The sequence below is a fragment of the Agarivorans albus genome (assembly GCF_019670105.1).
In the GTDB taxonomy this organism is placed as follows: domain Bacteria; phylum Pseudomonadota; class Gammaproteobacteria; order Enterobacterales; family Celerinatantimonadaceae; genus Agarivorans; species Agarivorans albus.
On sequence record NZ_AP023032.1, the window covers coordinates 4,637,722 to 4,658,916 of the forward strand.

A 21,195-nucleotide genomic window follows, 5' to 3' on the forward strand; every position below is an offset into this window, starting at 1 on the left:
ACATAGTAAACTAAAAATTGTACGACAAACGCAGCTGCAACAAGTCATAGTCTCGAATATTGAACTCACCTTCTGGGTAACCTAAGTTGTTGTCGGTATCATTTGAAGTCTCGCGATATTCAGCGCTGAGTGACCATGTGTCAGATAAGTCGTAGCGAATGTACCCACCTAATAACATGCCATAAGCTTTATTAAATCGGTTACTGTATGAACCACCCGCAAAAGCACCTATGTGGAATTGCTCATAAAATCGGTAGCGCGCATCAACGGCTTTAATATACCAATAAGAGTTCTGTGCTTCGAAGTCAGTAAGATCGCCGACAAAGCCACCACCAAATCCTAACTCAAATTTGTCTGAAAGAATACCGTGATACTCAACAGCTAAGTCACCCGCAGTAAAGTTCTCGTAACCTCGGTGATCGCCAATTTTATGCACCCCTAAGCCAACATGTACGCTCGGTACAAACTGGGTATCTTTTATCGACAAGGGCTTGGCATTAGCAGTGAATGTGGCGCTTAAGAGCACTGCGAGTACAATTTTATAAATGATATTGTGCATACAATCGTCCATAAGAATCTTTAGAAGTATCACGTCCAGCTAAGAACCCAGCTGTTACATTTTGACCAAATAGCTTAAACCCATACATCATGTCTAACTCGTAACCAAGGCTATAGTCTGAATAGTGTTCTTCATTCTTGATAAAGCGAAGAGTAGAAAACAACTGCTCTTGGTTACTTAATGTATATTGATACTGAAAAGAAAAAGCATGTGCACCCGGAGCTTCATTTATATCTTTTCGGTTACCGCCCCCCCAATGCCCCATCACATTTCCATTATTGGTAAAGCCATTTCGATACATCCAGTGGTTATACCACTGAGATTGCCAGCTATTCCATTCTAGACGTAAAGATGACTGCTCGGTGAGCAAAGGTAAGTAAACCCCCGCGCCAAAAGTAATATTACCTAAACGATTATCTCGCCCAATAGCAATATCTTCGCCGCCATACTCGAAATAGATGCTCATTGGTTGGCCAACATCGACATTAAAACGACTGTGAATAGCCATCTGTTGGTTACCCCAAGCGTCTTCCCCGGCTTCATTATGCTGTACACAGGTCGGGCAAAAAAGCGCTTCTACTATATCGCCAAAAGACCGGTTCACACCATCACCGCCATACTGAAAATTACGGCTAAAACCAATCTGCCACCAATCTACAGGCATCGCAGTAATTTGATAACTAATCAACTCAGGACGGTCTTTACGGCACTCCCCTTTTACGTTGATACAATCGACTTCTTCTAACTTGCTGTAGAAGATTTCATATTGAAAACGCCAAGATGTTAGCGGTTTAGAGTTACTAAGAGTGATAGAAGGAGATACTTGTGCATGTGTACTCATCAACATCGATGAGTCATTAAAAGGGGAATACCAATGCTCACGCATCCCTACATCTAGTTGCATCCAATCGAAACCTAAAGCAACAAATGTTTCAGTGGGGTTGAGCTGATTAGCTTGGGTGTAATGAGCGCCTAAGGACAATGCGGCCCAATCAGTTGCTCTCCAGTGCCCTCTAAAGCTACCTTGAATATTGTCCTCAACTTTTTGCCCTCGTGCATTGGCGATACTCTGTTCACCATTACCTACAGATAACTCTAAGTTTGCATCGGTTAAAGCAAGGTTTTGCTCATAACGCTTTAAATAGCTATCAATACGCTTATACAGTGCAGGATAAACCTCAGTAATCATCTCCGCATAATGCCTAACTTGAGTAACTGGGTAAGGGCGCTTCATACCTGGTGCTGATGTGATAGTGATTAGTTTTTCTATATCAGATTCTATAATCCGATTTTGATTTAGCGGTAGGTACAGGGATACTTGCGCTACCCCGCCAAAACTAATTAAAGCAAGGCATCCCGCCAGAATATAGCGCCTTAAGTGACTAACTTTTGAAAACAAAGGGAAATTCCTTTTTACAACCTATATGTGGAGTGCGCTTCAAAACAACAACAGCAACACCGTATATTTACCTAAGCTAATGCCTGAACCACCTTAGCAAAGAGTACAACAAACTGTCGATATCATATTTGTCACTTACCTCTAAGGAACAGTTCAGTTAGTTGTCACTTTTGTAAACATTTAGGCATTTAGCTCCAATCCAAAATAACTTTGCCACTTTGTCCTGAGCGCATCGCATCAAAGCCTTGCTGAAAATCGTCAACACTATAATGATGGGTAATTATTGGGCTTAAATCGAGGCCAGATTGTACCAAAGATGCCATTTTATACCATGTTTCAAACATTTCTCGGCCATAGATTCCTTTAATCACCAAGCCTTTAAAAATTACTTGGCTCCAATCAATGCCCATATCGCTAGGGGGAATACCCAACATTGCGACCTTACCGCCATGATTCATCAGCTCTAACATAGAACTAAAAGCGCTGGGCACACCGGACATTTCTAGGCCTACATCAAAGCCTTCGGTCATGTTGAGTTCGTTCATGGTATCTTTCAACGATTGCTTGGCAACATTAACTACCCGAGTTGCTCCCATTTTTTGAGCTAGGTCCAAGCGGTAGTCATTTACATCAGTTACCACAACATGGCGCGCACCAACGTGCTTACAAATTGCCGCCGCCATCACCCCAATGGGGCCAGCACCGGTAATCAAAACATCTTCACCCACTAAATCAAACGACAAGGCACTGTGCACTGCGTTACCAAACGGGTCGAAAATAGCAGCTAAGTCGTCACTAATCTCGTCGGGTAGTTTAAAAGCGTTAACAGCAGGAATAACCAAGTATTCTGAAAAGCAGCCAGTACGATTTACGCCAACTCCAACAGTATTGCGGCACAAATGAGTACGCCCGCCCCGGCAGTTGCGACAATGGCCACAGGTGATGTGCCCTTCGCCAGAAACTCTATCACCCACCGAAAAGCCACGTACTTCTTGGCCAATATCGACAACTTCTCCAGCATATTCATGGCCTATCACCATTGGCACTGGAATAGTCTTTTGTGACCACTCATCCCAGTTATAAATATGCACATCGGTACCGCAAATAGCGGTTTTGTTTATCTTGATGAGTAGGTCGTTGTGACCGAGTTCAGGCATCTCAACCTGGGTAATCCAAATTCCAGGCTCTGTTTTTAACTTTGCTAAGGCTTTAATGCTCATTCAATCACCCCCAACTCTTTACCTACTTCTGTAAAGGCTGAAACGGCATTTTCTAGCTGCTCACGTGTATGCGCGGCCGAAATTTGCGTACGGATCCTTGCTTGGCCTTTAGGTACTACAGGGAAGGAAAAGCCAATCACGTAAATGCCGCGTTCAAGTAATTTGTCGGCAAAGGTGCTTGCCAGTTTAGCGTCACCTAACATCACAGGAATAATGGCATGATCTGCGCCAGCTAAAGTAAAGCCCGCTTGGCTCATCTCAGTTCTGAAGTATTCGACGTTATCCCACAGGTGTTTACGCAGAGCATCTCCTTCAGCGAGTAATTCCAATACTTTAAGAGACGCACTAACAATGGCCGGCGCCAGCGAGTTAGAAAAGAGGTAAGGACGCGAACGTTGACGCAACCAATCAATCACTTCTTTTTTGGCTGAAGTAAAACCACCAGAAGCGCCGCCCATGGCTTTACCTAAGGTGCCGGTAATAATGTCTACTCGCTCCATCACTTGATGATACTCGTGAGTGCCACGGCCATGTTCACCTACAAAGCCAACGGCGTGAGAATCATCAACCATCACCATGGCATCATACTTATCAGCTAAATCACAAATTCCTGGCAAGTTGGCAATCACGCCGTCCATCGAGAACACGCCATCGGTGGCAATCAGCTTAAAACGCACTCCCGCTTCATCGGCGGCTTTTAAGCATTGCTCCAGCTCTGCTAAGTCGTTATTGGCATAACGAAAACGCTTTGCTTTGCACAAACGAACACCATCAATAATCGAAGCATGGTTTAGTGCATCAGAGATAATCGCATCCTCTGGACCCAATAAGGTTTCAAAAAGCCCAGCGTTGGCATCAAAGCAAGAAGAATACAAAATCGTATCTTCCATACCCAGAAACTCACTCAAGCCTTGCTCTAAGCGTTTGTGAATATCTTGAGTACCACAAATAAAACGCACCGAAGCAGCACCAAAGCCGTGGCTATCTAAACCCGATTTGGCTGCCTCAATAAGAGCAGGAGAATTGGCTAACCCCAAGTAATTGTTAGCACAAAAGTTAACAACTTGGCCTTGTTCTACAGCGATAGCGGCTTGCTGCTGCGAGTTAATTACTCGCTCATGCTTATATAAACCGTCATCTTTTACTTGTTGTAAGAGCTGAGAAATGTGTGCTGAGAAAGCGGCTGTCATGGCAAACCCTATTTAAATCCAGAATAATAGCTGAATTATAGTGTTTTATTTGGCAAATACAGCCTTAAATCTAAATTAAAAACTATTCACTGCGTTCAGCACATTTTACGTAATGTTGATGCAAATCTTGATAGATGTTTTGAGACTCATCAGTAAAGTATGGACGCAAGGTAAACAAGATTTTAAGCACCCCTTGATACAAGCGAGGTTTGGTGATTTCGCCACCTTTTAGTTGAGCACTTTGGTAGCCAATCCAAGCACCAATAATAAACTTAACACTGTCGGCTAACTCAGCCATTGTTGCATCATCACCACTTAAAAAGCGACTCTCGCGTAACTGAAAGAGAATATCTCGGCTCCAATTAGCCAGTTCTAGCTGCAAGGCTTGGTATTTCTGTTCTAGTTCAGCATCTCGCGCCAACAGTTCTAACAAGTTGGCGTACATAAAACGAAATCGCCACATTAGCTCAAAGCTGGCATCCAAGTACTGCGTTAAGTGTTCTAGGCTTAAACGTTGGTCAGCATGAGGACGAAAGCTGCTTTCTAACTGAGCCACGTATAAATCGAAAATGCTGCGGATAATTTCTTGTTTGTTACTGAAATGGTAATAAAGATTCCCAGGACTAATGCCCAGCTCGGCGGCGATATGATTTGTAGTGATTTGTCTTTCGCCGCGCTCGTTGAAGAGTTTGAGAGAAGTATGAATTATTTTGTCTTTAGTTTTCATTTGGCTAAAAAGTTCTCAATGATATTACGTTGATACCTGCAAACGCTGCCAAAATCCAGTTTTTATTAACTAGATTCAACTGGAAGCACAATTGCTATTCACCTCGCCACAGCATAAAATCCTTAGATTAACGGCAATTTTTGGAATGGCAGTATTATGATTATCGTAACAGGTGGCGCGGGCTTTATTGGCGCAAACATTGTAAAAAGTCTCAACGAACAAGGCCATAATGACATCATTGTGGTTGATGACCTCAAAGACGGTACCAAATTCGTCAATTTGGTTGATCTAGAAATCGCTGATTACCTTGATAAAGACGACTTCATAGCCCGTATTGTTTCTGGCGAAGATATTGGCGCTGAATACGGCCAAAAAATTGAAGCCATTTTCCATGAAGGCGCTTGCTCTGCCACCACTGAGTGGGACGGCAAGTACATGATGGAAAACAACTACGAGTACTCGAAAGAGCTATTGCATTACTGCTTAGACCGTCGCATTCCGTTTTTATATGCCTCATCTGCCGCTACTTATGGTGACACAGAGATCTTCAAAGAAGAGAAGCAATACGAAGGCCCACTTAATGTATACGGTTATTCAAAGCTGCAGTTTGATAATTACGTGCGCCGTTTGTTACCCGAAATTGACTCTCAAGTTGTGGGCTTTCGCTATTTCAACGTATATGGTCCTCGCGAGCAACACAAAGGCAGCATGGCCAGTGTAGCTTTCCACTTAAATAACCAAGTAAATGACGGGCAAAACCCTAAATTATTTGAAGGTTATGACGGCTATGGCAATGGCGGACAAAGTCGTGATTTTGTTTACGTTGGCGACGTGGTAAAAGTAAACCTATGGTTCTGGAAAAACCCGGACCAAAGCGGTATTTTCAACCTAGGTACAGGCCAAGCAGAACCTTTCCGTGCGGTGGCTGAAGCGGTAATAAACTATCACCAAAAAGGTGAAATTGAGTACATACCATTCCCTGATCACCTAAAAGGTCGTTATCAAAGTTTTACCCAAGCAAATATCGACAAGCTGCGCGCAGCCGGTTACGCAGAACCATTTAAAGATGTTGCTCAAGGGGTCGCTGAATACATGGCCTGGCTAAACAAGTAACAAAAAATACTCAAGGGGCGACAGGCCCCTTTTTAACATAGGTTATGAATGAAAATTCTGGTGGTAGGCCCATCTTGGGTAGGCGACATGGTGATGTCGCAAAGCTTGTACAAAACTCTTAAACAACTGCACCCAAAGGCGCAATTGGATGTACTAGCGCCAGATTGGTGCCGCCCCATGCTAGAGCGGATGCCCGAAGTAGACAATGCACTGCGCATGCCCTTAGGCCACGGTGATTTACAGCTTACCACCCGTTGGAAGTTAGCCCGAGAGCTAAAACAAAACCACTATGATTGGGCTATTACCCAACCCAATTCTTTAAAATCAGCATTAATCCCTTGGCTTGCCGGCATTAAGCAACGTACTGGTTGGAAAGGGGAGAGCCGCTACGGCCTGCTGAACGATTTGCGCAGCAACAAACACGACTTCCCATTAATGGTGGAGCGTTATGTTTCCTTGGCTCACCCTAAAGCGTCGATGCAATCAGCAGCTGATCTGCCAACTTATCTGCACCCTCAGCTACAAGCCAACCAAGCGAATCAGCAAGAGGCTTTGGCTCAGCTAGCGTTAGACACACAGCATCCTATATTAGCCTTGTGCCCTGGCGCAGAATTTGGCCCAGCAAAGCGCTGGCCAGAGCAACATTACGCTCAAGTGGCAGCCCACTGGATTAATGAACGCAAAGGTCAAGTATGGATTTTTGGCTCAGATAAAGATCAAACCGTGGGAGCGCAAATCATTAGCCACGTTCCACAAGAGTTGCAACCATACTGCCACAACCTTGCAGGAAAAACTAAGTTAGCTGAAGCCATCGATTTAATGGCGCTAGCTACTTTGGCGGTAAGTAATGACTCAGGTTTAATGCACATCGCGGCAGCGCTAGAGTTACCGTTGATCGCCATTTATGGTTCGTCTTCACCAAAATACACACCACCACTAACCGAAAATGCCGCTATCTTGCATACTGATATCGATTGTCGCCCGTGTTTTAAAAAGACTTGTCAGTTCGGCCACTTAAAATGCTTAACTGAGCTAGCACCAGAGCGCGCAATTTCGTCTATTGCTGATTTATTGACTTAACTACACTTACTTTATTTAACGTTGTCGAGACTCCCTATGAGCACAAAGCCTCCGGTTATATCAATAGTTTGTCCCTGCTTTAACGAGCAAGATACAGTGGGTTTATTCATCGATACCATGCTGCCAGAACTTGAAAAAACCGAGCTTAGTTTCGAAATTATTTTTATAAACGACGGTAGCCTTGATAACACCTTAGCCGCACTCAAAGATTTGCAAAAACAATATGCTGGAATAAGAGTCATTAATCTTGCCCGCAATTTTGGTAAGGAAGCAGCACTTACTGCAGGGATAGATTTATCTAAAGGCCAAGTGATTGTTCCCATTGATGTTGATCTACAAGATCCACCCGAGCTTATTCATGACTTCATTCGGGAGTGGAACAATGGTTACGATGTTGTTGTAGCTAAACGTGTTGATAGAACCAGTGACAGTTTCGCCAAGAAGCTCAGTGCTGAATTGTTCTACAAATTTCACAATAAAATATCTCATGTGAAAATTCCGGAAAATGTCGGTGATTACCGGCTAATGACTCGCAGAGTTGTGTCTGCCATTCAACAAATGCCCGAAAACCAACGTTTTATGAAGGGTATGTTTTCATGGGTTGGTTTTAAAACGAAAACTGTAGAATATAAGCGAGACCCTCGAATCGCGGGTGAAACCAGTTTTAATGGCTGGAAGCTGTGGAACTTCGCCCTAGAAGGCATTACTAGCTTTAGCACTGCTCCGTTGCGAATCTGGTTATACATTGGCTTAGCTATTTCTACCTTAGCGTTTATTTATGGCAGCGCTATTGTCATTAAGACACTACTATTTGGTATCGATGCCCCTGGTTACGCATCGTTAATAACAATAATGCTATTTTTAGGTGGGGTACAACTAATCGGTTTAGGTGTGTTAGGCGAGTATATTGGCCGTTTATTTATGGAGTCAAAACGCCGACCTATCTACATTGTCGAAGAAGACAACTAAACATGGCTCACTTAATAGCTAAGCTATTTAGTCTTCGCATCGCGCGATATGGTCTTACTGGGGTTATTGCTACAACGATTCACTTTGTTTTGGCTTTGGCGGTTTTACAGCACTGGCCGCAAGCTTTTGCTTTGGCTAACTTTGTTGGTTTTAGCTTAGCATTTGTTTTCTCCTACCTATTACAAACTTGTTGGGTATTTCAAAACCAGCCTTCATTAAACAATGCCTTGCGCTTTTTTGTGGTGCAGACTTCAGCCTTGTGCTTATCTATCTTATTATCATCTTTACTTAACGATTTTTCGAATATCATTAAAGTTGCGGTAGTGATTGTTTTACTACCTCTTGTTACCTTTGTTATCCATCGCTGCTGGACATACTCCCAAGCAGAAATCCATAAACCTTAACTAACCTACAGAGCTCAATTGTGTCTTTAAACCAACAAATTGAAAAACATTTCACACTAATTTACTGGTCTATTTTTGTTAGCTCTGTTGCTTTATTACTCGTATACGCTAGCAACCAAATCCTCACCGGTGATCAAACTCAAATGCTATTAAAAGGCTACTTGGGCGCCTATCACGGAACGTGGTTAAGCTACGGTAATGCAGCCAGTGTAGTGGGCAATGTACCTGGTTCATTGTCCACTTTATTGGTTGGTTTACCTTTACTCGTTTGGGACTCTCCTTGGTCACCAATGTTGTTGTTACCCTTTATTCGTTTAATGTCATTCTTTCTTTTCGACCATGTTATTAAACAATGCTTTAGCCCCGTAGTGAGAATTGGCTTCGCTGTACTATACCTGCTAAGCCCATGGTTCCTATTCGACAGTATCATTTATAACCCCGCTTATTTATGTTTTTTTGCTGCCCTGCATTGCTGGACAGCATTCAATATGAGAGAAAAAAGCAGTTTTATTTCTAGCTTTTTGCATGTTGTAGCTATTGGCTTAGCCATGCAAATTCATTACTCATGGCCAATTTTAGCCGTGATGTCAGCCTACCTATATTATCGGGGTATCATTAAAGTAAGTTGGTGGGGTTTAATTGCCGGTGGCTTAGCCGTATTGGCCAGTTTGGTCCCCTATTTCATGGAAGTATTGCAGAACTCCTCAATTCAAGGCCAAGATAGCGAACGATATATTGGCTGGGGTGCGGTAAATGTTTACCCCGTACTCAAAGCTGCCTTGTATTGGCTACGCTATAGCTCTTTCTTGTTTACCAATCGCATTATTGTTGATGCTAATTTTCATTGGCTCACCGATATAGAGTGGCTAAGAATGGTTGTTGATTATATATGGCAAGCAATACTCTTTACGGTAGGCGGTATTACCGTTATATGTGCTTGGGTAATTAACAAAAAAGCTTGGAAGGTTGTCAAACCGCATTGGCGAAGCAGACAAGCAATAAATTTAGCCTCATCTGAATGGCTAATGCATTACGCGTTTTCTGCGTTCTTAGGCATTATTATCTCGGCAATGTTATCGCCGATTATTTTCTCTTATTGGCACCTAATCATTGCCTTTGCTTTCGCCTTGCTTCCGGTGCTTTACTACGCCGAATATTGGCAGAATAAAAGACCAGAAAAATTAGCAAAGTTAACAACCATAGTTGCAGCTTATTTCCTTGTAGTAAACCTCGTCGCTAGCCACGACAGCAATAAGTACTCTTATCTAATTAGCTACCAAGAGCAGGTTGATGCCTACCTAGAAAAACAAGGTTTAAGCATAGAAGACCTAATAGAAGAAAATAAAAGTAACTAAATAACCATGCGTATTTTTTATAACATCTTGCTACTTTTGGTCTTGCCCTTAGCCATGTACAAACTGTACTGGCCAAGAGCTGGTAAACCTTCGGTAGGCAAGCGTTGGCCAGAGCACTTTGGTGTGAGTAAAAAAGTATCAGCGGTTGATGTATGGTTCCATGCTGTATCAGTTGGTGAAGTATTGGCGGCCATTCCATTAATTACTCAATTAAAGCAGCAGCAACCACAATGCAATATTTTGCTGACCACCACTACCGCTACAGGTGCTGAGCAAGCGCAATCAAAACTGGCGGATTTAGTCATTCATCGCTATGCGCCCTTTGATTTATGGCCCTGTATTCGCTGGTTTCTGCATTTACACAAACCCAAGCAGCTATGGATTATGGAAACCGAACTGTGGCCAAATTGGCTGCAGTTTTGTCAAAACCAAAACATTGCGGTGTCGCTTATTAATGCCCGAATGTCACAACGCTCTTGCCAACGCTATTTGCGATTTAAAGGCTTTAGTCAACGCTTGTATGGTCAATTGGGGCAAGTATTGGCGCAACACCAAGATGATGCTCAGCGCTTTAATCAATTAGGAGTTACAGCAGCCAACTTGGTGGTAACAGGTTCCATAAAATACGATCTACCCGATACCAAAAACATACAGCAACAAGCCGAACAACTTCGGCCTAGTTTATTTGGTGAGCGCTTAATATGGATTGCCGCCAGCACCCACAAAGGCGAAGACGAGAAAGTGCTTGAGGTAATGCAACAGGTTCGTAAGCAGCTTCCCGACAGCTTACTAATATTGGTCCCCCGACACCCTGAGCGTTTCGACCAAGTAGCCGAATTAATTGCTAACAGCGGCTTTGATTGCGCTCGTCGAAGCCAACAACAAAGCCCCAGCGTAAAAGATGCAGTGTATTTAGCCGATACCATGGGCGAGATGCTGCTGATGTATGCATGCTCAGATGCCGCTTTCATCGGTGGTTCTTTAGTGCCCATTGGCGGGCATAATTACTTAGAAGCAGCTGCGCTAAGTTTACCTTGCGTTGCAGGCGAACATGACTTTAACTTCTCAGATATCAGCCAACAGCTGCAAGCCTGCGGCGCACTTAAACTTAGCGCTGACACCGAGCAACTGGCTAATTGGCTGAAAGCGTGGTTAAGCGATGCTGAAGAGCGCAACAAAGCGGGGGACGCTGGCTTGTCTATTGTAAAGCAGAACCAAGGCGCTTTAGCGCGTAGCCTAGCTGCTCTGTTGAACTAAAGGGCTTGTTGATAACAAGCAACAAAATACTGCCAGTCAGACTCTAGCCAATGGCAATAACCAGGCTTCGCCTGTTCTTTTTCTAAAGAGCGGTAGAATCGAGCAAGGTTAGCTTGCTGCCATTTCTTTCTCGGTCGACAAATACGGCCATTATCAAAGTCAATCAACCAAACCTGCTGTTGGTCATCAACCATGATGTTACGTAAGTTGAGGTCGGCATGATAAACCCCAGCCCGATGAAACTGCGCAATCGTTTCGGCGATTTTTTGCCATAGGTCTAAGGGTAGGCGGCGCTCGCTAAGCAACTTAGCGAGATCTTTAGCGCCACTTATGCGTTCTAAAATTAAATCAGCCTGGAAGCTCAAACCTTTGCGTTTAACCCTGCCAGCGATTGGCACAGGTGCAGGAAGCTTCAAGGTTTGCAATTTCATCAACAGCGAGAACTCTTTCCATACTCGACTGCGCTGTAGGCTTGAATACAAATAGCGGTCATTGCTCAATTTAGCGACTAAGCCACCACGGTGATAATGGCGTAATACAAATTCTCGATGTTCAAAACGAAAAAACAGGGTTTTACCTCGGCCCATCGCTTGGCCTACCACTGCTCTATTTTGTTGCCAATGGCGGGGATCAAAATAAGCATCACTTACCTGCTGCCACACTGCTGGATTATAAAATAGCCAGCCGTCAGCGGTTTTCTGTTTTTCAATCTGCATAGTTATCGCTTGTGAAACAAATCTCAGCAATTTTACAACGCAAGCTGCAAAAAGCATAATACTTAAGAAAATCCGCCACTTTTGCCATAATGACCAAACAGCAAACCACCTTAAAAGTCTGTATTTTACGCCTATCTGCCATCGGCGACGTCTGTAATGCTTTGGCTGTTGTTCAGCAACTTCAAAACAGTTACCCAAATGCCGATGTCACCTGGGTATGTGGCAAAGCTGAAGCACAGTTATTGGCTGCCTATAGCAATATAAAACTAGTTGTATACAACAAAAAAGATGGCTTAAAAGGCATGCTCGCCATTAAACGTGAGCTTAAAAGCCAGCAATTTGATGTATTGCTGCACATGCAAGCCGCATTGCGCGCCAGCATGTTAAGTTGCGGCATTCGCGCAAAACGTAAAATTGGTTTTGACAAAAGCCGCGCTAAAGATGGCCAGTGGCTATTTACTAACGAGAGAATTGCTCCGGCTAATTCGGCCCATGTATTAGATGGCTTTCTACAATTTTTATTGCCACTGGGAATAGATATTCAAGCCCCAAGTTGGCACGTGCCACTCTCAGAAGCAGACCAAGATACCGCAAAACAACTGCTAGGCAGTTCTGATAAGCATATCGTGATCTGCCCAGCGGCTAGCAAGGCCTATAAAAATTGGACCCTTCAAGGTTATGCAGGCATCGCCCAATACGCGCTCGAACAGGGCTACCAAGTGAGTTTAATCGGCAGCCCGGCTAGCAATGAAGTGGCGTTAAGTGAGCAAATTAACCAAGCCTGCCAAGGTAAACTGAACAACCTTTGTGGAAAAACCAACTTAAGCCAGCTTTGGGCACTCATTGCCCAAGCAGATCTGCTAATATCGCCAGATACTGGCCCAGCTCATATGGCGGTAGCGGTAAATACACCCGTTTTAGGACTGTATGCTCACCACAACCCGCTACGCACCGGTCCTTATCATTATCGAGATTACGTGGTGAGCGTGTGGCAAACACTGATTGAAAAAGAACGAGGCAAACCCGCAGCTCAGCTTAGTTGGCGCAGCAGAGTGAAAGACCCAAATGCCATGCAACACATTACACTCGATTGCGTAATCGAGATGTTTGAAACGATTAAAACAGAGCAGCAATTATGAGCGAAATGAATCAACAAGCCACAGTAACAGCTATCATTATCGCTAAAAACGAGTCGCTAAACCTTAAAGACTGTATTGACTCATTAACCTGGGCAGACACAGTGATTGTCTTTGACTCTGGCAGTACCGACAACAGTCAAGAGATTGTAGAACAGCTTGGAGCTGAGTTTCACCAAAATGTCGATTGGCAAGGTTTTGGTAACCAGCGCCAACTAGCCCAACAAAAAATCAGTACTGATTGGTGTTTCTGGATAGATGCCGATGAGCGGGTCACACCTGAGTTGGCAAGTTCGATACAAAAGGCTATAAAGAGCGATAACAAAACCATCTACAGTGTCGCCCGACGCTCCTGGGTATTTGGCCGATTTTTGTCTCATAGCGGCTGGTATCCCGATAAAGTATTACGGCTTCATCCTACTCAACTAACCCGATACAACGATGCTTTAGTGCACGAAAAACTCGTTATTCCAGAAAAAAGTAACGTTAAACATCTATCTGGCGACTTACTGCATTACACTTATGACTCAATACATCATTATTTAGTAAAATCGGCTGGTTATGCCAAAGCTTGGGCCGATCAACGAGAGGCCAAAGGCAAACGCGCAACATTGGGGCAAGGCATAACACACGCTATAGGTTGCTTTGCAAAAATGTATTTGCTCAAGCGAGGCTTTTTAGATGGTAAGGCGGGCTTTTTAATTGCAATACTGTCGGCGCATTCAACCTTTGTTAAGTACGCCGATTTATGGGCACGAGAAAACGACAGCCATTACAAAAAGTAAACTTACTGAAGTTTAAGTTCTTCCAACAATTTAGCTGCATCTATAGCCGCTAGATCGGTCACGTTGACCGCATGTTCTCCTAAGCAGCCATATTGCGCCACATTGGTCACGGTAAACAAACCTACACAATAAGCGCCAGCAGAGCTTGCTAAGTGCAAGGGGCCGGTGTCACCACAGAAAAACAAGGGTACTTGCTGCAAAAACGCAGCAAGCTTTCGCAAATCACTATTTGAGTATGTGAACTCCGCGTCTGCTAATGGCTTGGCAACATCAGGGCTCAGAATTTCAATAACGTTTAACTCTCCACCATAATGCTTTTTGAACTTGTCTAACAAGATCTGCCAATCTTTATCAGCAATGACTTTGGCTCCCCGAGCACCTCTAAAATAAGCTAGGCAGGGTTTATTATTATGGCCTATCAACCCATTTAGCTCGTTACGAGCGTGCTGTTGTTCAAACTCACTTAACACCAAACGAGCATAATAATCACTAGGCTCCACCTGATGTAATTGCTCTAGAAGCTCCATACAACCTAAAGCATAGTGTTTATAGCGGCGCGTTTGCTTGAAGGTATGGCTGCAAACGGCACCGTTAACTTTATCATCGTACCCATAAACATTTTTGGCCGTCACTAATGCTGTAACTATGCGATCGCTCGAACCGCTGTAAGGTATTAACACCACATCATAAACTTGTTTACGCAATTGGCGCATAGTAGCGAAAAAACCTGAAATAGTTTTTAAACCAAATTGCGAATAATGAATTTTACTTAAGCCTAAATTCTCGAAAACTTGGCCTTGCCAAGGATCGGTAAGTAATAGCTCCACTTCCGCATCGGGATACATTTCTATCACTTTGTTTACGTAAGGCAGTAGGAAAAACATGTTACCAATGCGCTTGTTATTTCGCACAATGAGTACTCGGTTCACCTCTTGCGGCTCAAGCATTTGCTGCTGGCGCCCTTTACGGCCGCCAATTAGCTTTAAAAATGCAGCCTCTAGAGCCACCGAATTATTGCGACGCTTCGCATCAAACTGTCGCAGCGCCGTTCTTATCTTTTTTATTACGCTCATCGTTTTATTCTGCTACTTGTTTTGTTTGCAGCTTTTGCCACCACAAATTAATTTTAACCGCTGAGTCACTCACATTAATCAAACTCATATCTTCTTGAGTAAGCTCACCTGCCGGCGGTGAGAAAGAAATATGTCGGCCTTGGCTATTAAGAGGCTGCCAACGCAAAGGTGTTGCACTGCGACGACTAGGGAAAAAGCCAACAGTTGGCACATCTAAAGCCCCAGCAATATGCAGCGGCCCGGTTGAACCAGCAATAAACACTTCAGCACAGGCCAATACTTCACAAAAGGTTTTTAAGCCCTCTTCTGAATAATATAGCTGACTAGACACCTCTGCAGTATCTAACTGATTCACCAACTCTTGGGCAGCGATTAACTCGCCAGGCCCTGCAGTAATCACAAAGTGTAACTCGGGCTTAAGTTTAGCCAGACAATCAATCAAACTAAAATACTGCTCAATGCTTAAGTTATTTGCCGAGCCACCGCTGCCAATATGTACCATTGCTAAAGATTTAGCATCCAATTCGGCAAACTCTACCTGCTTACGTTTAGCAATTTGCTCAGCGCTAAACTGCAAATACGGAGCAGTAGGCTCTATCGGTTTGACTTGCAACTTAGTTAAAAAAGCGCGAGTAAGTTCTAAGTTGTATTCAAATTCAGGTTTTCGAGATTGAGAGCGGCGTTGCTTTACACGGTGATTATACAAAAACTGAGCAAGCTTAGTGGCGGGTGCACAGCGTAATTTAATACCGGCCCGTACACCTAACCAAGCGTTACGCATGGTCGAGAACAAGCACAAATAACCATCAAAGTGCTGTTGCTTCACCTCGTTAAGTAATGCAGCTTGCTCGCCAGCATCACCATCCGCTCCGCAATCAATAATCACCTTGTCAATCCAAGGGCAAAGCTCTGCGAGAGGAGCTGTGTAGCTAGGCACCAAAGCGCTTATTTCACAATTAGGTAATGAAGCTTTTATCAGCGCAAAGCTAGGCCACGCCAGCATAAAGTCGCCAATTTTATCGTTTCGCACTACCAACAGTTTTTGCATGTGTTTGTCCCAATCATTAAGCCTGCGCATTGTGACCAATCTTGCACTCGGGCTCAAGAATTTTCCCCAAGCCTGTGAGCTAGTTAGCTCAAGCAGCTCAAGTATTTATTTTCCCGAGCGTTTTAACAGGATTTAGCGTGAATACCTGCATCTTCTGAAAGCTTGGGGTTATAATCCAGCTAACATTAATTTTTGGCATAGCTTCATGACAACTCGGGTAATTTATCCTGGCACCTTTGATCCAGTGACCAACGGCCATAGCGATTTAATCCAACGCGCGGCGCGTATGTTTGACACAGTAATTGTGGCGGTTGCCGCCAGCCCCAGTAAACAACCTCTGTTTAGCTTAGAAGAAAGGGTTAAGTTGCTGGAGCAAACGATTAGTGCCAATACCAATATAGAAGTGATTGGTTTTACCGGCTTATTGGTAGATTTAGCCAAACAACAAAATGCCAACGTATTGTTGCGCGGCCTGCGCACTGGCTCAGACTTTGAGTATGAGATGCAGCTGGCCGACATGAACCGCCAACTGGATCCCAACTTAGAAAGCGTATTTCTTACACCAGGCGAGGGGGTGAGTTTTATTTCCTCCACCCTGATTAAAGAAGTGGCCAAACATGGCGGCGAAATAGAACGCTTTGTTGCGCCGCACGTTGCTAAAGCCGTTAGTGAAAAACTCGCTAAATAAAAAAGCTAGCGCTGACAATGTGGGCAAAAGAAGGTATTGCGCTGGCCAATACGTAAAGCCTTAATCAGCTCCCCGCAAGTATCGCAAGCTTCGCCTTCTCTACCATATACCGCTAAGGTTTGTTTAAAGTAGCCAGGCTTGCCATCGGCATTGGTAAAATCTTTGAGGCTAGTGCCGCCTTGTTCTATGGCTTCTGCCAACACTTGTTTAATGTTGTCGCTAAGCAGCTCTAGGCGCACTTTGCTCACTTTGTTAGCGGCACGTTTAGGGTGGATGCCCGTTCTAAACAAAGCCTCGTTGGCGTAGATATTACCTACGCCCACTACCACTTTGTTATCCATAATAAATTGCTTAATCGCCACACTGCGCTTGCTGGCTTGCTCAATTAAATACTTAGCTGAGAACTCATCATGTAAGGGCTCTGGCCCCAAATTAATCAACAAATTATGTTGCTCAATGGGTAGCTGACTAAACAAGACACAGCCAAAACGACGAGGATCGTTAAGCCTAAGCACTTTTCTATTTGCCAGTACTATATCTACATGGTCATGTTTTTCGGCTGCTAGGCCTTGCTCAACAATTCGCAAACTACCCGACATGCCCAAGTGAATTATGATGTGGCCAGCCTCTGTTTCCAGCAGCAAATATTTTGCCCGCCGCGTTACCGACAAAATAACTAAACCCACACAGCATTGGATGAGCTCTGGCACTGGCCAACGTAATTTAGGCTGGCGAACCACTATTTCGCTAATTACTTGCTTTTCAATATGCGGGCTAATTCCACGGCAGCTGGTTTCTACCTCTGGTAACTCAGGCATCGGGTGAACTCATCGTTGGGAAAAGAGCATGGTAGCTGTCGCTATCCACAGACAAAAGCTGGCCTTGCCAGTTGGTAAGCCAATGCTGCTCGCCCAAGCTAAATAAGGTTAGTTCAAGCGGCACGGCTGAGTTGGCTAGGTAAACCATTATGCTACGGCTAGTTGCTGCGCCACCTAAAGCATCCTGCCAAGGTTCTAGTTGAATATGTAACCATGCATCAATAACAGCTACCGAACGCTCTAGAGGCGGTTCACTGCGCCATTGAGTGCCAACCCGCTCTATTACTACTTCAGGCAATTCAATTCGTAAAATGGTGGCTCCTTGCGGCAATAGCTGACCAACAGCTGCTTGCTCACTTGGGGCGGTTTGCTCATTCATTTCTACGTATTTGAAAATCAAAATCATCGAGGCAACAGCAAATATGATGATGTTATTCCAGCCTCTGCGGCTCATTTTCATCGAGATTCTCCTTTAATTAGGAGCATCATAAGCGGGAAGTCTTTGGTGAGTAAAGGGCACTAGGTTGTTGTAGCCACTAAAAAACAGGCAAAAAAAAGCCCAGCCTAAGCTGAGCTTCTTGATTCATTAAAGCCAAAATCTATTTGATTTTGCCTTCTTTGTACATAACGTGCTTACGAACAACAGGATCAAATTTTTTGATCTCCATTTTTTCAGGCATGTTACGTTTGTTCTTATCAGTGGTGTAGAAGTGACCAGTGCCAGCTGATGAGTTCAAACGAATTTTTTCGCGAATACCTTTAGCCATTTCTTAGTTCCTTATACCTTCTCACCACGACCACGCATCTCAGCTAAAACAGCGTCGATACCTTTTTTGTCGATGATGCGCATACCTTTAGTTGATACGCGTAATTTAACAAAACGTTTCTCAGTCTCAACCCAAAAACGGTGAGATTGAAGGTTAGGCAAAAAACGACGACGAGTGCGGTTTTTTGCGTGTGATACGTTGTTACCAACAGCTGGTTTCTTACCAGTAACTTGGCATACTCTAGACATGTCAGTCTTCTCCAAATATGTACTTCTGCTCGAGCATCTGTTCATGCCCCGTTAGGCCGTCGCCCGGGACGACAGAAAGGCCGCATTTTATACAGGAAATAGAACCCTAGATCAACTAAAAATTGAACAAAGATCAGATCCAACCGCGCTCGGCGAAAGACACAGTCTCTCCACAGCCGACTACAACATGGTCTAAAACTCGCACATCAATCAGTGCTAAGGCCTTGATTAATTTGGTAGTAATTTGCTTATCAGCCAAACTTGGCTCTGCCACACCCGAGGGGTGATTATGGGCAAATATTACTGCAGCAGCATTTTTTTCTAATACTCGCTGTACCACCACCCGTGGGTAAACACTGGCGGCATCAATCGTTCCGAAAAATAGCGGCGCGAATTGTACCACTCGATGCTGATTATCCAATAGCAATATTGCAAATACTTCACGTTGTTGGTGAGATAATTCCATAGAAAGGTAGTTTTTTGCCGATTCGGCGCTATCTAACACACTATTTTCACTAATATCGGCCAGCAAATAACGTCGACTCATTTCTATCGAAGCATGCAATTGTGCAAATTTTGCACTACCCAAACCTTTTTCTGCGCAAAACTGCTGATGATCGGCAGCTAATACCGCTCGCAAAGAGCCAAACTGAGCGAGTAAATGCTGAGCTAAACTCACTGCATCTAGTCCGGCACATCCTACTCGCAAAAAAATCGCCAGTAACTCAGCATCACTTAAACTTTGGGCACCACTATTTAATAACTTTTCTCTTGGCCGTTGTTCGGCCGGCCAATCACAAATTGCCATGCATTCTAATAAATAATGAATGAATCAATAAAAACAAGCGTAGTCGAAACTGCTGGCTTGTGTATGCGGAGATCTTAAGTTTTGTGATAGGCTTGCCGATATCAAACTGAGATTATCGAAGCGGTATCAGCATGTTAACGGGCAAGAAGATTCTACTCGCGATTACAGGCGGGATTGCGGCATACAAAATGCCAGAGTTGGTGCGTCGTCTAAAAGAGCAAGGCGCAGAAGTAAAAGTGGTAATGACCAACCACGCCACTCACTTTATTACTCCCTTAACGCTACAGGCAGTATCTGGCGAACCAGTAGGCCTGGAAGTAGTCGACCCAGCTCAAGAGGCATCGATGGGTCACATCGCCTACGCCAAATGGCCAGACTTAGTATTGATGGCGCCCGCTACCGCCAATAGCATTGCTAAGTTTACCCATGGTTTGGCCGACGAGTTAGTAAGCACATTGATGCTAGCAACTGCCGCCCCCATTGCCATTGCGCCAGCAATGAACCAACAAATGTACCAAGCAGCTGCTACTCAGGCTAATTTAAGCCAGCTTAAGCAACGCCAAGTGCACATATGGGGCCCAGCCCAAGGCGAACAAGCCTGTGGCGATGTAGGCCCTGGTAGGATGCTTGAGCCCGCTCAATTGCTCACTCACATTAAAGAGTTTTTTGCTCCCAAAGCCCCTGCGCTACTAAAAGACGTAAATGTGATGATTACCGCAGGCCCAACTCGAGAAGCGATTGATCCGGTGCGTTATATAAGCAATCACAGCTCCGGTAAAATGGGTTTTGCTTTAGCCGCTGCTGCCGAACAACTTGGCGCCAAGGTGACGGTAGTCTCAGGCCCAGTGAACTTAACTACACCAGCTGGCGTTAATAAGGTGGCGGTAAATACTGCCCAGCAAATGCTAGACGCAACACTAAATCAAGTCGCAAGCTGTGATATTTTTATCGCTTGCGCAGCTGTCGCCGACTACCGCGTAGCCGATGTTGCTGAACAAAAAATCAAGAAAACCGACAACAGCGACGAAATGCAGTTACGTTTAGTGAAAAATCCAGATATTGTAGCCACCATTGCTGGTTTAGCTAACAAACCCTTTACGGTGGGTTTTGCTGCTGAAACACAAGACGTAGCACATTACGCACAAGACAAAATGGCGCGAAAAAACCTAGACATGATCGCCGCCAACGACGTATCAAAGCCCGAACAAGGCTTTAATAGTGAGCAAAATGCCTTATCGGTATTTTGGCCAACTGGCCATCAGCAATTAGACCTCGCTGATAAATCAGAATTGGCACAACAATTAATGGCATTAATCGCCAAGCAGTACGCTGCACAATAATCAAAACAAAAAAATGAAACAAATAGCACTAAAAATACTAGACCAAAGAATTGGCACTACTTTTCCAATGCCAGAATACGCGACACCAGGTTCAGCAGGTATGGATTTACGCGCCTGCTTAGACCAAGCCATAACATTAGCCCCGGGCCAAACCGAGCTAATTCCTACTGGCTTAGCGATTCATATTGCCGATCCTACTCTTGCTGCCACCATTTTACCGCGCTCTGGCCTTGGCCATAAGCACGGCATTGTTCTGGGTAACCTCGTTGGACTGATCGATTCCGACTACCAAGGACAATTAATGGTGTCTTGTTGGAACCGCGGACAAACTACTTTTACCATCGAACCGGGCGAGCGCATCGCCCAGTTAGTATTTGTGCCTGTGGTACAAGCTAGCTTCGAGATAGTAGACGATTTTGCCGCTAGCCAGCGTGGTGAAGGTGGATTTGGCCATTCCGGTACAAAGTAAACGGTTCTCAAGTAGTACGCTAATAG

The 21,195-nt window shown here is 44.3% G+C and carries 24 protein-coding genes; 11 read left to right on the plus strand and 13 right to left on the minus strand.

Going from position 1 to position 21,195, the window contains the following annotated elements; all coding sequences use genetic code 11:
* Positions 1-10: 10 nt before the first annotated feature.
* The 5 genes from K5620_RS20985 to K5620_RS21005 all read right to left on the minus strand — a co-directional run bounded on the left by K5620_RS20985 (position 11) and on the right by K5620_RS21005 (position 5,095).
* Positions 11-559 (minus strand): hypothetical protein, encoded by a 549-nt coding sequence (locus K5620_RS20985; protein ID WP_016400130.1) that lies wholly within the window; start codon positions 557-559, stop codon positions 11-13.
* The gene (locus tag K5620_RS20990; protein WP_016400131.1) at positions 540-1,958 is read right to left on the minus strand and encodes a capsule assembly Wzi family protein; all 1,419 of its coding nucleotides are present in this window, start codon (positions 1,956-1,958) and stop codon (positions 540-542) included. The genes K5620_RS20985 and K5620_RS20990 overlap by 20 nt, the downstream gene beginning before the upstream one ends.
* Positions 1,959-2,146: 188 nt before the next feature.
* Complete coding sequence (gene tdh, locus K5620_RS20995; RefSeq protein WP_215426329.1) at positions 2,147-3,172, minus strand: L-threonine 3-dehydrogenase; 1,026 nt, start codon at positions 3,170-3,172, stop codon at positions 2,147-2,149.
* A gap of 2 nt (positions 3,173-3,174) precedes the next feature.
* The gene (locus tag K5620_RS21000; protein ID WP_016400133.1) at positions 3,175-4,368 is read right to left on the minus strand and encodes a glycine C-acetyltransferase; all 1,194 of its coding nucleotides are present in this window, start codon (positions 4,366-4,368) and stop codon (positions 3,175-3,177) included.
* 82 nt (positions 4,369-4,450) lie between these two features.
* On the minus strand, positions 4,451-5,095 hold the full coding sequence (locus tag K5620_RS21005) for a TetR/AcrR family transcriptional regulator (RefSeq protein WP_016400134.1): 645 nt from the start codon (positions 5,093-5,095) through the stop codon (positions 4,451-4,453).
* A 156-nt stretch (positions 5,096-5,251) separates the two neighbouring features.
* Between K5620_RS21005 and rfaD the strand changes: the two genes are divergently transcribed.
* Genes rfaD through waaA form a run of 6 tightly spaced genes read left to right on the plus strand, consistent with a single transcriptional unit; the run spans position 5,252 to position 11,273 of the window.
* Entirely contained in the window at positions 5,252-6,208 is a 957-nt protein-coding gene (gene rfaD, locus K5620_RS21010; RefSeq protein WP_016400135.1) for an ADP-glyceromanno-heptose 6-epimerase, read from the plus strand.
* Positions 6,209-6,256: 48 nt separating this feature from the next.
* Positions 6,257-7,288, plus strand: coding sequence for a lipopolysaccharide heptosyltransferase II (waaF, locus tag K5620_RS21015; RefSeq protein ID WP_016400136.1), 1,032 nt, complete (start codon positions 6,257-6,259; stop codon positions 7,286-7,288).
* A 36-nt stretch (positions 7,289-7,324) separates the two neighbouring features.
* On the plus strand, positions 7,325-8,257 hold the full coding sequence (locus K5620_RS21020; protein WP_084681691.1) for a glycosyltransferase family 2 protein: 933 nt from the start codon (positions 7,325-7,327) through the stop codon (positions 8,255-8,257).
* Between the two features lie 2 nt (positions 8,258-8,259).
* Positions 8,260-8,661 carry a GtrA family protein gene (locus tag K5620_RS21025; RefSeq protein ID WP_016400138.1) on the plus strand — a complete coding sequence of 134 codons (402 nt, stop codon included), beginning with the start codon at positions 8,260-8,262 and terminating at the stop codon, positions 8,659-8,661.
* Between the two features lie 20 nt (positions 8,662-8,681).
* Positions 8,682-10,016 (plus strand): hypothetical protein, encoded by a 1,335-nt coding sequence (locus K5620_RS21030; protein ID WP_016400139.1) that lies wholly within the window; start codon positions 8,682-8,684, stop codon positions 10,014-10,016.
* Positions 10,017-10,022: 6 nt separating this feature from the next.
* Positions 10,023-11,273 (plus strand): lipid IV(A) 3-deoxy-D-manno-octulosonic acid transferase, encoded by a 1,251-nt coding sequence (gene waaA / locus K5620_RS21035; RefSeq protein WP_016400140.1) that lies wholly within the window; start codon positions 10,023-10,025, stop codon positions 11,271-11,273.
* Here the strand turns inward: waaA and K5620_RS21040 are convergent.
* Positions 11,270-11,989: a 3-deoxy-D-manno-octulosonic acid kinase gene (locus K5620_RS21040; protein WP_016400141.1), complete on the minus strand. Its 720-nt coding sequence runs from the start codon at positions 11,987-11,989 to the stop codon at positions 11,270-11,272. The genes waaA and K5620_RS21040 overlap by 4 nt on opposite strands.
* A gap of 89 nt (positions 11,990-12,078) precedes the next feature.
* Here K5620_RS21040 and K5620_RS21045 point away from each other — a divergent pair, with 89 nt between their 5' ends.
* Both K5620_RS21045 and K5620_RS21050 read left to right on the plus strand, forming a co-directional pair.
* A complete protein-coding gene (locus K5620_RS21045; RefSeq protein WP_016400142.1) occupies positions 12,079-13,128 on the plus strand; it encodes a glycosyltransferase family 9 protein in 1,050 nt (349 codons plus the stop codon).
* Positions 13,125-13,910 carry a glycosyltransferase family 2 protein gene (locus K5620_RS21050; protein ID WP_016400143.1) on the plus strand — a complete coding sequence of 262 codons (786 nt, stop codon included), beginning with the start codon at positions 13,125-13,127 and terminating at the stop codon, positions 13,908-13,910. Before K5620_RS21045 ends, K5620_RS21050 begins: the two co-directional genes overlap by 4 nt.
* Positions 13,911-13,912: 2 nt before the next feature.
* On the opposite strand, the gene K5620_RS21055 is transcribed toward K5620_RS21050, so the two are convergent.
* Entirely contained in the window at positions 13,913-14,983 is a 1,071-nt protein-coding gene (locus K5620_RS21055; RefSeq protein ID WP_016400144.1) for a glycosyltransferase family 9 protein, read from the minus strand.
* Positions 14,984-14,987: 4 nt separating this feature from the next.
* Positions 14,988-16,031: a glycosyltransferase family 9 protein gene (locus K5620_RS21060; protein WP_040306744.1), complete on the minus strand. Its 1,044-nt coding sequence runs from the start codon at positions 16,029-16,031 to the stop codon at positions 14,988-14,990.
* Between the two features lie 205 nt (positions 16,032-16,236).
* On the opposite strand from K5620_RS21060, the gene coaD reads away from it, so the two are divergent.
* Positions 16,237-16,719, plus strand: coding sequence for a pantetheine-phosphate adenylyltransferase (gene coaD / locus K5620_RS21065; RefSeq protein ID WP_016400146.1), 483 nt, complete (start codon positions 16,237-16,239; stop codon positions 16,717-16,719).
* Positions 16,720-16,724: 5 nt separating this feature from the next.
* On the opposite strand, the gene mutM is transcribed toward coaD, so the two are convergent.
* The 5 genes from mutM to radC form a co-directional block, all read right to left on the minus strand.
* The gene (gene mutM / locus K5620_RS21070) at positions 16,725-17,537 is read right to left on the minus strand and encodes a bifunctional DNA-formamidopyrimidine glycosylase/DNA-(apurinic or apyrimidinic site) lyase (RefSeq protein WP_016400147.1); all 813 of its coding nucleotides are present in this window, start codon (positions 17,535-17,537) and stop codon (positions 16,725-16,727) included.
* Positions 17,530-17,997, minus strand: a complete 468-nt coding sequence (locus tag K5620_RS21075; RefSeq protein ID WP_016400148.1) for a hypothetical protein — start codon at positions 17,995-17,997, stop codon at positions 17,530-17,532. The genes mutM and K5620_RS21075 overlap by 8 nt, the downstream gene beginning before the upstream one ends.
* Before the next feature lie 139 nt (positions 17,998-18,136).
* The gene (gene rpmG / locus K5620_RS21080) at positions 18,137-18,292 is read right to left on the minus strand and encodes a 50S ribosomal protein L33 (RefSeq protein WP_285762680.1); all 156 of its coding nucleotides are present in this window, start codon (positions 18,290-18,292) and stop codon (positions 18,137-18,139) included.
* A 23-nt stretch (positions 18,293-18,315) separates the two neighbouring features.
* The gene (gene rpmB, locus K5620_RS21085) at positions 18,316-18,552 is read right to left on the minus strand and encodes a 50S ribosomal protein L28 (RefSeq protein ID WP_016400150.1); all 237 of its coding nucleotides are present in this window, start codon (positions 18,550-18,552) and stop codon (positions 18,316-18,318) included.
* A 133-nt stretch (positions 18,553-18,685) separates the two neighbouring features.
* Positions 18,686-19,360: a RadC family protein gene (gene radC, locus K5620_RS21090; RefSeq protein ID WP_221075328.1), complete on the minus strand. Its 675-nt coding sequence runs from the start codon at positions 19,358-19,360 to the stop codon at positions 18,686-18,688.
* A 131-nt stretch (positions 19,361-19,491) separates the two neighbouring features.
* Between radC and coaBC the strand changes: the two genes are divergently transcribed.
* Together coaBC and dut are read left to right on the plus strand one after the other, a co-directional pair.
* Complete coding sequence (gene coaBC, locus K5620_RS21095) at positions 19,492-20,700, plus strand: bifunctional phosphopantothenoylcysteine decarboxylase/phosphopantothenate--cysteine ligase CoaBC (RefSeq protein WP_016400153.1); 1,209 nt, start codon at positions 19,492-19,494, stop codon at positions 20,698-20,700.
* 13 nt (positions 20,701-20,713) lie between these two features.
* Positions 20,714-21,169: a dUTP diphosphatase gene (gene dut, locus K5620_RS21100; RefSeq protein ID WP_016400154.1), complete on the plus strand. Its 456-nt coding sequence runs from the start codon at positions 20,714-20,716 to the stop codon at positions 21,167-21,169.
* Positions 21,170-21,195: the final 26 nt, after the last annotated feature.

Coding starts and splice junctions, on each gene's coding strand:
- K5620_RS20985 (WP_016400130.1), bottom strand. CDS start 559: ATGCACAATATCATTTATAAAATTGTACTCGCAGTGCTCTTAAGCGCC.
- K5620_RS21000 (WP_016400133.1), bottom strand. CDS start 4,368: ATGACAGCCGCTTTCTCAGCACACATTTCTCAGCTCTTACAACAAGTA.
- K5620_RS21005 (WP_016400134.1), bottom strand. CDS start 5,095: ATGAAAACTAAAGACAAAATAATTCATACTTCTCTCAAACTCTTCAAC.
- rfaD (WP_016400135.1), top strand. CDS start 5,252: ATGATTATCGTAACAGGTGGCGCGGGCTTTATTGGCGCAAACATTGTA.
- waaF (WP_016400136.1), top strand. CDS start 6,257: ATGAAAATTCTGGTGGTAGGCCCATCTTGGGTAGGCGACATGGTGATG.
- K5620_RS21020 (WP_084681691.1), top strand. CDS start 7,325: ATGAGCACAAAGCCTCCGGTTATATCAATAGTTTGTCCCTGCTTTAAC.
- K5620_RS21025 (WP_016400138.1), top strand. CDS start 8,260: ATGGCTCACTTAATAGCTAAGCTATTTAGTCTTCGCATCGCGCGATAT.
- waaA (WP_016400140.1), top strand. CDS start 10,023: ATGCGTATTTTTTATAACATCTTGCTACTTTTGGTCTTGCCCTTAGCC.
- K5620_RS21040 (WP_016400141.1), bottom strand. CDS start 11,989: ATGCAGATTGAAAAACAGAAAACCGCTGACGGCTGGCTATTTTATAAT.
- K5620_RS21045 (WP_016400142.1), top strand. CDS start 12,079: ATGACCAAACAGCAAACCACCTTAAAAGTCTGTATTTTACGCCTATCT.
- K5620_RS21050 (WP_016400143.1), top strand. CDS start 13,125: ATGAGCGAAATGAATCAACAAGCCACAGTAACAGCTATCATTATCGCT.
- K5620_RS21055 (WP_016400144.1), bottom strand. CDS start 14,983: ATGAGCGTAATAAAAAAGATAAGAACGGCGCTGCGACAGTTTGATGCG.
- K5620_RS21060 (WP_040306744.1), bottom strand. CDS start 16,031: ATGCAAAAACTGTTGGTAGTGCGAAACGATAAAATTGGCGACTTTATG.
- coaD (WP_016400146.1), top strand. CDS start 16,237: ATGACAACTCGGGTAATTTATCCTGGCACCTTTGATCCAGTGACCAAC.
- mutM (WP_016400147.1), bottom strand. CDS start 17,537: ATGCCTGAGTTACCAGAGGTAGAAACCAGCTGCCGTGGAATTAGCCCG.
- K5620_RS21075 (WP_016400148.1), bottom strand. CDS start 17,997: ATGAAAATGAGCCGCAGAGGCTGGAATAACATCATCATATTTGCTGTT.
- rpmB (WP_016400150.1), bottom strand. CDS start 18,552: ATGTCTAGAGTATGCCAAGTTACTGGTAAGAAACCAGCTGTTGGTAAC.
- radC (WP_221075328.1), bottom strand. CDS start 19,360: ATGGCAATTTGTGATTGGCCGGCCGAACAACGGCCAAGAGAAAAGTTA.
- coaBC (WP_016400153.1), top strand. CDS start 19,492: ATGTTAACGGGCAAGAAGATTCTACTCGCGATTACAGGCGGGATTGCG.
- dut (WP_016400154.1), top strand. CDS start 20,714: ATGAAACAAATAGCACTAAAAATACTAGACCAAAGAATTGGCACTACT.